Annotated in this window: 10 protein-coding genes; 4 read left to right on the forward strand and 6 right to left on the reverse strand. The window is 49.1% G+C overall.

The window, feature by feature from the left end; translation table 11 throughout:
* Position 1: 1 nt before the first annotated feature.
* The gene (locus EP073_RS11275) at positions 2–3,097 is read right to left on the reverse strand and encodes an FIST N-terminal domain-containing protein (RefSeq protein WP_128467248.1); all 3,096 of its coding nucleotides are present in this window, start codon (positions 3,095–3,097) and stop codon (positions 2–4) included.
* A 125-nt stretch (positions 3,098–3,222) separates the two neighbouring features.
* Here EP073_RS11275 and EP073_RS11280 point away from each other — a divergent pair, with 125 nt between their 5' ends.
* Positions 3,223–4,263: an HD domain-containing phosphohydrolase gene (locus EP073_RS11280; RefSeq protein ID WP_128467249.1), complete on the forward strand. Its 1,041-nt coding sequence runs from the start codon at positions 3,223–3,225 to the stop codon at positions 4,261–4,263.
* Between the two features lie 134 nt (positions 4,264–4,397).
* Here EP073_RS11280 and EP073_RS11285 read toward each other — a convergent pair whose 3' ends face one another.
* Both EP073_RS11285 and EP073_RS11290 read right to left on the reverse strand, forming a co-directional pair.
* A complete protein-coding gene (locus EP073_RS11285; RefSeq protein ID WP_128467250.1) occupies positions 4,398–6,236 on the reverse strand; it encodes a UbiD family decarboxylase in 1,839 nt (612 codons plus the stop codon).
* Positions 6,237–6,279: 43 nt separating this feature from the next.
* A complete protein-coding gene (locus EP073_RS11290) occupies positions 6,280–7,128 on the reverse strand; it encodes a LysR family transcriptional regulator (protein ID WP_128467251.1) in 849 nt (282 codons plus the stop codon).
* A gap of 507 nt (positions 7,129–7,635) precedes the next feature.
* Here EP073_RS11290 and EP073_RS11295 point away from each other — a divergent pair.
* Both EP073_RS11295 and EP073_RS11300 read left to right on the forward strand, forming a co-directional pair.
* A complete protein-coding gene (locus tag EP073_RS11295) occupies positions 7,636–8,790 on the forward strand; it encodes a YbfB/YjiJ family MFS transporter (protein ID WP_164885357.1) in 1,155 nt (384 codons plus the stop codon).
* Complete coding sequence (locus EP073_RS11300; RefSeq protein WP_128467253.1) at positions 8,778–8,978, forward strand: 2-hydroxymuconate tautomerase family protein; 201 nt, start codon at positions 8,778–8,780, stop codon at positions 8,976–8,978. The genes EP073_RS11295 and EP073_RS11300 overlap by 13 nt, the downstream gene beginning before the upstream one ends.
* Before the next feature lie 31 nt (positions 8,979–9,009).
* Here the strand turns inward: EP073_RS11300 and EP073_RS11305 are convergent, their stop codons facing one another.
* From EP073_RS11305 to EP073_RS11315, 3 genes are all read right to left on the reverse strand, one after another.
* Positions 9,010–9,528, reverse strand: coding sequence for a nitroreductase family protein (locus EP073_RS11305; RefSeq protein ID WP_128467254.1), 519 nt, complete (start codon positions 9,526–9,528; stop codon positions 9,010–9,012).
* Positions 9,529–9,856: 328 nt separating this feature from the next.
* A complete protein-coding gene (locus EP073_RS11310; protein ID WP_164885358.1) occupies positions 9,857–10,342 on the reverse strand; it encodes a rhodanese-like domain-containing protein in 486 nt (161 codons plus the stop codon).
* A gap of 300 nt (positions 10,343–10,642) precedes the next feature.
* Positions 10,643–10,957 (reverse strand): ArsR/SmtB family transcription factor, encoded by a 315-nt coding sequence (locus EP073_RS11315; protein WP_164885359.1) that lies wholly within the window; start codon positions 10,955–10,957, stop codon positions 10,643–10,645.
* 226 nt (positions 10,958–11,183) lie between these two features.
* On the opposite strand from EP073_RS11315, the gene EP073_RS11320 reads away from it, so the two are divergent.
* Positions 11,184–13,388: a molybdopterin-containing oxidoreductase family protein gene (locus EP073_RS11320; RefSeq protein WP_128467257.1), complete on the forward strand. Its 2,205-nt coding sequence runs from the start codon at positions 11,184–11,186 to the stop codon at positions 13,386–13,388.
* The last annotated feature ends 8 nt before the right edge of the window (positions 13,389–13,396 follow it).

Below are 13,396 nucleotides of genomic sequence, written 5' to 3' on the forward strand. Positions count from 1 at the left end.
ATTACTTAATTGATACAACAGCTGCTTCCAGATACTTTACCTGAAGGGCGAGGTATTCAAACAGAAACGGATATTCGCAGTCGTGCCCGTTCTTAGCACACTCGGAAATCTCTCTGGCTTTCTCCGCGATCCGCTTCAGGCGCAGGTTGCTGGCGGCTCCGTATATGCTGTGCGCCACTGCGCCTATCCTTGCGTAATTGCGCTCAGCTAACGCATGTTCAAGATTTTCGTACTGTTCTTTAAACTGTTCGATAAAATTGTCCAGCAGTATAATAACGTCTTCTTTTTTGAGCCTTAGACCGTCAATGACATCTGTAATCAGCTCTCCGCCCGCCCCCATGCCGGATGTTGGGTACGCGCGCTTCTGTCTCATTGTTTCAAGACCGCCGGCTGATTCGTCCAGATATTTATGGAGAAGTCCGTGGAGTTCAGCAAAATCCAGAGGCTTGGGCAGAAACTCGTCCATTCCGAATTTGCGGAAATTTTCATCCACAAAAAGCCCTATATTGGCTGTGAAAGCCGCTATGGGAGTTCTTTCCCTGTTTTGTCTCGCCTCCAGTTTGCGTATTTCCGCCACTGCCTCACACCCGCTCATAACAGGCATGTTCTCATCTATCAGAATGAGATTGAATTTATCCGCAGTGAAAGCCGTTACAGCCTCTTTACCGTTTTTCGCCCATACATATTCAAGCTCGTATGAACCGAGGATCAGTTCAACAAGCTTTGCAGTGGTCTCATTGTCATCCGCTATCAGCACCTTTCCCCTGAACGCTCCGGCAGGGCTTTCCTGAGAGGCAAGGCGTGTGCCGCCGTAGCCTTCGGGAAGCAGGAAGTCATTTATATCCAGCGAGAAGAAGAAGCGGCTGCCCTCCCCCTGATCACTTTCGAGCTCAAGCCTTCCGCCCATCATATCAACAAGGCTGGAGGATATAGCAAGTCCCAGACCGCTTCCGCCGTGGCTTTTTGTTGAAATATCCTTATCGGTATCCACATAAAAGCGGAAGATCCTCTTCTGGTTCTCCTTAGGTATGCCTATGCCGTTGTCTGTTACGCTGAACCGCACTTTTTTCTCGCTCTCCAGATACTCAGCCCTCAGCTCCGTCCTGCCGCCGGCGGGGGTGAATTTCAGGGCATTGCTGATCAGATTGCAGAGTATCTGCTTCAGCCTCAGCGGGTCTGAAACCATATAAACAGGCAGGGATTCATCCTTATTCAGTATGAGCTCTATATCCTTTTCCCGCGCCTTTATCCTGAATGTGGATATAACCGCCTTGAGCTCATGCTCAAGTCTGAACGGCATATAGCGTATCTCCATCCTGCCGTTGTCTATTTTGGAGTAGTCCAGTATGTCGTTTATGACGGAGAGAAGTCCGGCGCCGTTCTCCCTTATTACGGAGATCAGCTCTTTTTTCTCAGGAGCGGTTTCCATCTGTCCCAGAATATCCAGAAAGCCAAGCATGCCCCCCAGCGGGGTTTTGATTTCGTGGCTGATGTTCGCTAGGAAGTCGGATTTTGCTTTCTCCGCAAATACCGCGGTGTTTACGGCGTTTTCTAGGTCTGTAACGTCATTGAGCGTTACAAGCATATAAGGAGGCTCACCGAAGTTCAGCTTGGACGCGCGAACCTTATAAACACGGACTATGCCCTTCGGATCGCGCATTTTGCATTTCTCGTTTATTATAATGTCAACATCATCAAAACAACCGCCCTCCAGATAGCCCTCCTGAGATATGAAAAGCTCGCTGACGCATCTGTGCTTCCCTTTAAAATCCCTGAGATCCGCGAAGCCGAACAGGTCGAAGAAGGTTCGGTTTATCTTCACTGCCCCGTCAGACTCGGAACGGAGAATCACGATACTCTCCTGATTATCCAGAATTACCGATGACAGCTCTTTTTCAAAATTAAGCTCAGAGGAGGTGGTGCGAACAAGGGTTGTGAGAGCTTTCAGCGAACGGTTGGAGCTGCGCTTCCGTTCTGTCTTATGCCGTTTAAGCGCATCCTTGGATTCGCTGAGAGTGATAAAGGTTGTGGTGATGTTGAGCAGCTCGTTGCAGCGGTTTTTATGAAAATACTCGCCGTAGGTAAAGAAGCCTGCGGAGCTGCCCATTGAGGAGAGAAGCCGCAGCTCCGTCTCCATACCGTATTTCAGGAAGAATCTGCGCCCCGAGCAGGTGTATATGAACACACATTCCACCGGAACCTCGCTCATGGCGTCATATTTCACATATGCGCCTGAATCGGCGAAATCCAGATTGCCGAACCCGAAGCGCACACGGTTCCCAGTTTCAAGTCCGCCAGCGAAAAGCACCGAACCGTCATCGTATTTGGCGACAGGGCTTCTTGCCACCTCTATGCCCCTGCGGAAGGTGATGAGAGGGAACTCAATACCGGCGTCAGGCAGTCCGTCCGCAACTTCATGCCCCAGATAATGGCGGTAGATCTCCACAGCGGGAGTGTCATTTATGGTGTAGACCCTGCCCCCTTTAGCGGAGGTGACTGTCATCATTTCGCCTACGGGTTCCCAGCTGAAAAGATAGTCTGTGTTCAGAATCAGCTCATCACCGCTGAGCGCGGCGCAGACCACGCCGCAGTCGCAGAACTCCTCATCCGTAAAAACAAAGGTTTCCGTATATGAATAGTCGTCCGCTGCTTTTCCTCCTGCTATCTGAACATGCGGGGCAGTCTCCGCCAGACGTGCAATCAGCGCCTGACCGTCGCTTTTCAAGCCGTCGGTAAGGATGATCAGCCCTTTTGTTTTTTCATCTATTATATTCGACGTTATTTCATCCGCTGCTCTGACCATGTCGCTGCCAGCGAAGAAGAATGATTTGACTTCCGAGAACTCAAAATCAGCAATGGAGACAACCACGGAGCCTTCGAGAATTTTCCCTTCCAGAACCTCACCCGCGCTTGTGCACCCTATTACGCATGAGTTTTCTATTTTTCCGGCAGCGGCGGCAATGGCTGTTATCTGACGCATGCTGCCGCTTCCGCCGAATATCTGCACAAGCCTGTGCCCTTTTTCGTAAAACTCTGTGTCCGCAAGCTGTCTGCGCAGTTCTTCCGTGTCTCTGCAACTGAAATTGAAAACCTTCATGCGCTACCCTCGGGCTGTCTGACGTTTTGCCGCATATACAAACACAAAACCGTTGTCAAAGCTTGATTCAAATGCAACAATAATAGATTATAATGTCTAATAATTATTAATACTAGGAATCTTGGATGGATTTTTTCTTTAACATTATCGCGGTTGACGACAACAAAGTTAATCTCATGCTTATAGAGCACTTGGCTGGTGCCATAGGACACAGGGTCAAAAGCTTTTCCAACCCTGTGGACGCACTGGAATATGTTCAGACAAACGAAATTGATGTGGCCCTTGTCGATTACATGATGCCGAAAATGAACGGCATCGAGCTCACCAAAATGATTAAAGCAATCCAGCCTGATGTGCCCATCATAATGATTACCGCTGTTAACGATGACAATACCGTAAAAATCGGGGCTTTTGAATCCGGCGCCACGGAGTTTCTCACCAAGCCCATAGACACCACGGAGTTTAAAGCGCGCCTGAACAATATCCTCACCATCAGAAAATACAGAAAAATGCTCAGCGAACGGGCACTCCATCTTCAGTCCGAAGTGGAAAAGGCGACAGAGGTTATCCGTGCCAGAGAGTTTGAGGCGCTTGCCCTTCTCGGACGTGTTGCTGAATACAGAGACGAAGAAACCGGCGAGCACATTCTCAGGGTTGGAAACTACGCCAGAATCATTGCGGAAGGGATGGGCTGCACGCCGGAATTCTGCGAACAGATTTTCCATACCGCTCCTCTTCATGATATTGGCAAAATCGCAGTGAGCGACACGATACTCAACAAACAGGGGAAGCTCACTCCTGAAGAATTCCAGATAATGAAAAAGCACACTGTCTTCGGATGCGACATACTGAAAAACGCTGATTCTCCCTACATACGGGGGGGAGCTGCAATCGCCGGATGCCATCACGAAAAATATGACGGTTCCGGCTACCCCGAAGGGCTGAAAGAGGAGGACATTCCGCTGGACGCACGGATTGTGGCTCTGGCGGATGTTTTTGACGCGCTCACATCCAAGCGCCCGTATAAAGAGGCTTGGCCTTTTGAACAGGCTGTGGAGTATATTCTGGGAGAAAGAGGAAAGCACTTTGACCCGAAAGCCGTTGACGCATTTATGGAAGGCATAGACAGGGTTGTTGAGGTATATAACAACCATAAACACGTGTGAATACGAATAAACCGAGACTGCCGCGTCGCTCTGCTCCTCGCTGTGACATTAATTGCCGTCATTGCGAACCCTGAAAGGGTGAAGCAATCTCTCACATAATAATGTGAAACTGCGCAGCCCGATCCGTGAGGCTGTTACCCCAGCCCTGCCAAAACGCCGCCTTTGGCGAAAAGAGAATCCACCCTTTTCTGCACGTCCTTATCCATCTCAAGAGCCGGAGCATGGTGAGGCTTTATGCGTGCGTCTATGACCAATGAGCCGCGGCACCCGAAGTGCTTGCTCACGGTTTCAGCCTCTATGCCGTAAACATCGCTAGCGGGGTTTGACCTTGTAAAACTCACCCATAGGAGATTTGATAAATTCCTTGCCGTAAACTCGCTGTCGTCAGCTATTATAATAAGCGGAAAGCGGTTTATGGGATGCTCCGCATCGAAACGGCGGACGAAGGCGTGCATCCTCTCATCCTCCATTCCTCTGGGGGCGTCTGCCTTAGTTCCCTTAATCACAAGCACACCGGGCATTGCGACTCTCGGTTCTGAAAAGCCGTCGGGCAGATTAAGCCCGTTCTTTATCTCCGTCGGAAGTTCACGTCTTTTTTCTCCGCAGGCGGCTATAACAAGCTTTGAACCCTCATTCAGCCCGCTGCCGGAGTAGTCCAGAGTATCTATGGTCGTGGATGTCTGAAAATGCAGATCCCGCCGCCAGTCCGCCCTTTCAAGCATATGGACAAGAAACGCCTCCGCATCATTTATATCAAGTTCCTCATTGTCGAAATAATTAGAAATAAACAGATATTTCGCCAAAGAGAGCTGTCCCTGCCCCAGCACGGCATTAGCCTGAGTGAGAAGCTCCTTCGGGCGGGGATTGTCCTCATACGGCGCGTAACGTTCGCTGCCCACGGCAAACAGAAGCGGATGCACACCCGCGGCGTCCACGGCATGCACAGCCTTTACCCCGGGCAGAACCTCGGGTATCAGTCCGCCTGTGAGTTCATGTATGAACTCCCCGAAGCTTGTATCCTCCTGAGGGGGTCTGCCGACACTAGTGAAAGGATATACGGCATTATCCCTGTGGTACACGGCATCAACCTTCATCACGGGAAAATCATGCCTGAGACTGTAGTATCCTATATGATCACCGAAGGGTCCCTCCGGTTTGGTTTCGTTTCCGTAAATATGACCTGATATGCAGAAATCCGCCTCAGACGGAACGGGAAGCCCGTTCGGGGTTCTGCCGTATCCTATGCGTCTTCCGCCGAGAACACCCGCAAAGGCAAGCTCAGGCATGCCCTCAGGCAGAGGCATAACGGCGGCAACGGTCAGAGCCGGAGCGCCGCCGATAAAAATATTCACAGGGAGAGGCTCGCCCCGCCGCAGAGCCTCCCTGTGGTGAACGCCTATTCCTCTGTGAATCTGGTAGTGAAGCCCCGCCTCATTTTCAAGGTATTCGTTGCCCGAAATCTGCACTCTGTACATGCCGAGATTTGAGGAGCGAAACCCTCTTGAGGCGGGATTTTCGGTATATACAAGCGGCAGGGTCACAAAAGCCCCGCCGTCCATAGGCCATGAAACAAGCTGAGGAAGATCCTTAAGAGTGCATATGTTTTTGAGAACAGGAGAAAAACGTTTTCCGGACGGAAGCAGCCTGTAAGCTCCCGCAATTGCTTTCAGCAGTGAAGGAAAATCTGCAGCAGCCTCCTTGGGGCTGATTTTCATCTTAACCATAGCCTCGATAACCCTGAGACTGTCCCTGAAAATATATCTTGTTCTCTCTGTTGTTCCGAAGAGATTGCCGAGCATGGGAAACCGGCTCCCCCTCACATTGGCGAACAGAAGTGCAGGTCCGCCCGCCTCGTATACGCGCCGCTGAACGCAGCCTATTTCCAGATGAGGATCAAGCTCCGCGTCAACCCTGACAAGCATTCCCTTTTTTTCAAGGTCAAAAGCGCATTCCGAAAGATTTCTGTATCCCATGCCATCACCGAATTATTTTTTTTCAGGCTCTATTTAACAACATTCAGTCCGTTTCAGTCAAAAAGTTTTTCCTTAATAAAGAGGCAAACGCATCCGCAGCGGCGGACGGTTTTACGTCCCTGCGGTATATGTAGTTGGTTTCAACCAAGCTGAAGTCCTCTTCAATCTCCTCAAAAGGCACGCCGTACTTCCTCAGCACCTTCTCAGGCATGCACGTGACTCCAAGTCCGGCGCTCACGCAGCCAAGTATTCCGTCCAGCGTGCTGAACTCAATAATCTTTATATTCTGTTTCCCAGACGAGAGCGCCCACTTCTCCGTCACGTCCCTGTAAGAGCAGCCCTTTTTGAAAACAATCATAGCGGACGGCGACTCGATCTCCTTTTTCACGCCGCCCAAAACAGCGGGAACCCTGCACACATGGACAGACTCGATATTCTCGTTTCCTCCCACGCTTCCAGTAAAAGCTCCGTCCAGTCTGTATCCGATAATATCCTCCACAAGAGCTGATGAGGCGTCTGTTTTGATAGTCAGTTCCACCTCCGGATATTTTTTTTTATAGGCTGCCATGGCGGATGGAAGGCATTCGGCAAATGTGGTGTCGGTGAGTCCGATGCGCACCTCGCCTTTGCACAGGGGTTTAAACTTAAATTCCGCGTTTATTTCCGCCGCCGCGGACATAATCTTTTTTGCGAACGGCAGGAGCCTCTTGCCGTCAGATGTGATTTCCACCCCTCTGCTTTTGCGGTAAAACAGGCACACATTAAGCTCGTCCTCAAGCTTCTTGAGGCGGGCGGTAACATTAGACTGCACCGTATTGAGCTTTTCCGCAGCAGATGAAATTGTCCCTGTCCTGTAAACCTCCAAAAAGATTTTCAGTTCGTTTAAATCCATACATCACCATAAAATAAGCATATTTTGTGATATATGATATATCTGCGGAGTAATATTTGTTATCACTTGTGTTGATGTAAACTCATGATAATATCGCTAAAAATGAAGTTTTTACTGAGGACGGGGATATTTTTCACATATAAGAGAACAGTGTCTGCGTGCTGTAAAAAACCGGAACGGTTCAAAAAGCGGACGCAGAAATCGCTCACGGGGATAAATAAACAATATGAAATCTACAGCCGTCCTCCGGATAAAAGTTCTTTGCCTGCTTATTAGTTTGCCTCAGGTTAAGTATATCCCCTGTTTGTTTGAAAAAGGAATTAAATCTGAGGAAAATTTTCCATTTCTCAACAATATAATCAGAACCAAGGTAAAATGAACGGCAGAAGGATTTTTCGGAACAGCCGGATGTATGAGCGTAATTACGTACATAAATTATCCGCTGAACCGCCTTTAATGGTTGTATTGGTTCAAGTATATGATAATATCGCAGAAAAGGGAGGCGTGATGAAGCATTACGGGGCGGTTCTTCTGGGCGGGGCGGCGGCAATGTTTACCGCTATGGGCATCGGACGTTTTGCCTATACTCCAGCGATCACATTCATGCTGGAGGCGGGCGCACTCAATACAGCTCAGGCAGGTTTCATAGCCTCCGCCAATTTCGCCGGTTATCTCGCAGGCGCAGTGTACTACAGCATCAGTCCGCCCAAGAAGCGCACATTTGAAATATCACTGGCGCTGAGTGTGCTCACCACCGCGGCTATGCCTGTGTTTGACGGAATGCTTTGGTGGAGTACCATACGCTTTTTCTCAGGCTTTTACAGCGCCGCTGTTTTTGTATGCGCGGCGGAAAAAGTTTACACCGCCCTATATGAGAACATGAAACAAACCTTAGGCGGTTTTCTTTTCAGCGGCATAGGGGCGGGAATCGCTTTTTCCTCATGGGCAGTACCCTTCGCCTCGCACTACGGCGGCTGGCGTGTGTCATGGTATTTCATAGGCGCGGTCTGCACCTTAACCGCTCTGACCGCTGTGTGGCTCTCAGGGGGCAGATCTGCTTCCGCGCGCAGAAGCACGGAGGTAGATAATCGCGGTCTTTTCAGCCCGCCGATGCTCCTTCTGGCGTTTGCCTACCTTCTGGAAGGTTCGGGATACATAATAGCCGGGACATTTCTCGTGGATATAATAAAGCTGTCATCCGGCTCTTCAGGCGCAGGATTCACAGGCTGGGCGCTGGCAGGCGGAACTGCGGTTTTCTCAAACTTCCTGTGGTCATGGGCAGGGCACAGATTCGGTCTTTTCAGGGTACTCTTCCTACTGCTGATGCTTCAGGCGGCGGGAATGCTCCTTCCCGTATTCAGCAATTCCATATCAGCCGCCTACCTCTTCTCAATAATTTTCGGAGGAACATTCCTCGGCGCCGTAACCCTTGCCCTTGCGTGCGGGAGGCATATAATGCCCAAGGGGAACACCGCTCCGTTTCTTACCGTATTTTTCGGAATAGGACAGATAATCAGTCCTTGGATAGGCGGTCTTATGGCTTATAAATCCGGCAGCTTCGCCGCGCCCCTGATCTTTTCATCTGCCAATATCATAGTCGGGGCGGCGCTTACCGCCCTTGCCGGAACAGTATACATAAGGAGGAAAAAATGCCGTTCGTAAATATCAGAATCACCAGAGAGGGCGCAACAAAGGAACAGAAGGAAAAACTCATCAGAGGGGTTACAGATCTGCTTGCGGACGTACTCGGCAAAAACCCCAAGACAACATTCGTCATCATAGACGAGGTTGAAACAGACAACTGGGGTGTCGGCGGGGAATCCGTCACGGAACTGCGGAAGAAGCAGTAAATTAAACGGGGCGTCTTCTGCCCCGCGTTTTTTAAAACCTGTTGAGACGTATCTTGTGTTTCTGAAGATAGTTATCAGGATGAGGCTCAGGCGTTTCCGCTGCGTAGCCAATGGCAACCATCGCCAGCACAAGGTAGCTGTCCGGTATGCCCAGAAGCCTGCGTACATAGTCCTCTGACTTGGTTCTTTCGTCTTTTTCCCTTTCCCTGAGCTGAATCCAGCAGCTTCCGAGTCCGAGAGAAACAGCGGTATAATGCAGAGTGACCGCGGCTATGGAGCAGTCCTCAACGCACATGTCGCTCATGTCCCTGTCTCCGGTAATGACATAAATCAGACCGGCGTCCTTGGCAAAGGATGAGCCGTGTTTTTTTGCCTCCGCAAGTTTAGCTATATTCTCTCTGTCGTCCACGAGGATGAATTCCCAAGGGTTTCTCCCCCTTGAACTGGGAGAGCGGAGAAGGGCTTCGGAAAGTATATCCCTTTTCTCCTTTTCCACAGGCTTATCAGTGTATTGCCTGACGCTTCTTCTTTTTCTGAGCAGTTCTATCATATTCTGTCCTCCCTATGCTATATGATGATTATCACGGTATTAAGTTCCGGCGCAATATAATAAACATCTGAATTTTCTCCTGACGGAATACCTTAACCTATAATAAAATATACACGCAGACCTCCGGGTGTTCCGCGAGAACCCCGCATACTGAGCAAATCATAGCTAATATATAGTTAATTATTAATACCAATAGATAAATACTTACAGAAGCAAAAGACTGAAAAAAGCAATATCAAAAGCATAGCAGGATTATAAGTTACCAAATTATCACATTTAAGCAGAATAACAGAAAACAGGCGGCTTCATGAAAGCCGCCTGCCTAATATCAGTTGGAAAATCTGTAGTCCAAGGGTTTTATCTCGCCGATATAGGTCTGCACGCCATATCCGGCTTCTAGCCAGCCGACTATTCCGCCTTTCATGTTTACGGCGTTTCTGTAGCCGAGCTCATTGAGCAGATGTGTGGCGAAAGCTCCTCTGGCGCCGGTCTTGCAGTAGACCACAATTTTATCATCAGAGTTAAGCTGACCGCCTGCGACCCACTCAAGAAGCCCTCTTGGGATTTTTTTAAGAGTTCCGACGGCGATAACCATCCCCTGTTCCTCAGGCTCCCTTATGTCAAGCATAATAAATGCTTCACCTTTGGCGCTCATTTCAGCCACCTCGGCGGGGGAAACCTCTTTGATTGATTTTCTCGCCTCAGCGAGCTTCGCCTCACGGGTTTTGACCAGATTCTCAGGAGCCGAAGCATGGGCGGTGACGCTCAGGAGCATTGCCGTGAGCGCAGCGGCGACAATTAAAATCCTGTTCATACGGTACCTCCAAATAAACATATGTAAAGTATAAACAGTGTGACACGGAGGCGTCAAGCGAAGTGTGATATTTTTATCACTCATACTGATAAGAAACTGATGAGCCGGATAAAAAAAGGACGGATAAAAAATCAGAAAATTAAAATGAGATTATTGCGCTTTGCATTGATGAAGCCCTGAAAACAGCGGCTTGAGTCTGCCAATTGAATTTATATGAAGTCAGGGTGTTCTTTCAGTGTATGAATAGCGGAAGTGCTATAGAAAAAAGAAATACCTTAAACAGCAAAACCTAAATAATCACTAAGCTTTAGAATTTTCAATCAGCTTGTCGTGCTCGATGCACCCAAGCAAACTGCTTTTGATGTGACCGGTCTGAAGCACAAAAAGTGTTTTTCTTCCTTCTTTGTAAGCTTTCAGCAGTCCTGCATCCTTCATCAGATTAACATGCTTTGTAATATTGGTTCTTTCGCAGTCGAAGGCTTCTTCGATCTCGTATCCGTAGCGGGGTCTCTCGCAAACCATTCTGGCTATGAGCAGACGCACAGGGCTTGCAAGCGCTTTGAATATTTCGAGAACATCGTCCAATTCTTTGTCGTTAAGATCTCTTAATGCCATATTATTTCTATATGTTATATATATAGGATAGTCAATCATTTTGTCATGTTTAAAAATATAAGATTAATTGATAGACATGTTCAATTTTAGTTATTATACGCCGTAATCGTGATTAAATTGTCACTTTTTATTGACACTTTTTTCTCACGGAACTAATCTACCTTTAATGTTTATTTAAAGTTCAAACATGCGTTAATTCGCATATAATCTTCAAACGAGGGAATCCATGACAAAATGCAGAATCTCCCGAAGACGTTTTATTCAGGGAACGGCCTCAGTGGGCGCAGCATTGGCGTCCATGTCATCTTTCCGTCTGCTCACAGGCAGCTCACCCGCCTCTGCGGAACCGCAGCAGGGAGTAACATACGCTCAGAACTGGTGCGAAATGTGCTTCTGGAAATGCGGGCTTACTGCAAAAGTTGTCGACGGAAAAGTGAAAAAACTCGAAGGACAGCCTGACTGCCCCAGCAACTACGGCAAACTTTGCGCAAAAGGAAATGCAGGCGTATTCCAGCTTTATGATCCGGACAGACTCAAGACTCCTCTCATAAGAGACGGCGAAAGAGGCTCCGGCAAATTCAGAAAAGCGACATGGGAAGAAGCGCTCACATATGTTGCGCAGAAAACAAACGAACTGAAAGAGAAATACGGTCCGGAAACCTTCAGCATCTTTGCTCACGGTTCGGGCGAACACTCTTTTGTTGAGCTTGTTGAAATCATAGGCTCACCGAACTACTGCATACCTTCCTACGCTCAGTGTACGGGCAGCCGTGACATAGGCTGGGCGCTTTCGTACGGAAAAGCCGTAGGCGGCAAAGAACCCGTGGACTCCCAGAACTCCAAGTGCATCATGCTTCTGGGCAGAAACATTGTCGAGGCGCTCCATGTGGGCGAAATGCAGGATTTCGTGGAAGGCGTGGCAAAAGGCGCGCACGTAATCTATGTTGATCCCCGCTTCACAAAGACAGCGGCAAAGGCAAACCAGTACATGATGATTAAACCCGGGACAGATTCAGCTCTGCTTCTCGGCATGATTAACTACATAATAGAAAAAGAGATCTACAACAAAAACTTTGTAGACGGCTACACCCACGGCTTTGACCTGTTTAAGGAGCATGTGGCGGAATACACGGTTGAGTGGGCATCACAGATAACTGAAATCCCTCAGACGGAAATAATAAAAGCCGCTGAAAAACTCTGTGAGGCAGCTCCCCACTGCTATATTCACCCGGGCAGAAGGCTCACCAGATACGGCAACGACACCCAGTTCACAAGGATAGTGGCATGCCTTAACATGCTCATGGGCAACTGGGAAGTGCGCGGCGGAATTTACCGCACAGTCGGTTTCAAATATGACGCGCCGCACATGGTTCACTTTGACAAACCCTATGCGGACAGGGCGGACGGCGCCGGTTCCGAAGAGTTCCCTCTCGGACCGAAAAACCTCGGTTTCGCCAATAAACTCATGGAGCATATAGCCAATCAGGATGTCTATCCCCTTAAGGGCATGTTTGTATACGGCTGTAACCCGCTTCACCACCACGGCAGTACGGAAATGGTGAAAAAGGCTCTGGAGAACACTGAGCTTCTTGTCACATGTGAAATTTATATGACAGATACAGCGTGGCTTTCAGATGTTATCCTTCCAGAATCCACATACCTTGAGCGTTATGACCCCGTAATAAGTACCGGACGCAGAAAAGGCTACATCCAGTTCAGAGAGCCCGCCGTAAATCCCGTATTCGATACTAAAGGCGGATGGGAAATAGCAGCACAGCTTTCTGCCGCCATGGGACACGAAAACGAGTTCCTTGACGTGAGGGAGTACAACAGACTGGCTTTTGAGGCACTCGGCATCACAGAAGAATACATGAAGAAGCACGGAGTCTGGGTGGCAAATGAGAGCACACCCTATCCTGTTGAAGACGGAGAGGAAGAGCCCTCCTTCAGAACTCCTTCGGGAAAAGCCGAATTCTACAGTAACCTGTGCGAGCATTTTTCCTACCCGCCGATGCCTTCATACGAAGAAAACCCCGTTCCGGCGGAAGACGAGTTCAGGTTCCTTTTCGGCAGACTGAGCTTCCACACCCACGCACGCACTCAGAACAACGCATGGCTTCTCGCACTCCATAAATCCGAAGTGCCCCTGTGGATACACACGGATAGAGCGAAAGCACTGGGGATTAAAGACGGAATGCAGGTGCGCCTAGTGAAGGAAGGCTTCAAGAGCAACCCCTGTACGGCAAGGGTTGTGGACTACATCCATCCTCAGGCGGTGTTCCTCCCCTACGGCTTCGGTCATGAAACCAAGGGGCTCACGCGGATCACAGGGAAAGGAGCCAGAACCTCCGACTTCACTTCAAACCTCACAGACCCCATAAGCGGCGCCGCAGGCTTTCACAACGGCTTCGTGAAACTTGAAATCGCTTAGGGAGGCAG

Origin of the sequence: Geovibrio thiophilus, from assembly GCF_004087915.1 — a bacterium.
GTDB lineage: Bacteria > Chrysiogenota > Deferribacteres > Deferribacterales > Geovibrionaceae > Geovibrio > Geovibrio thiophilus.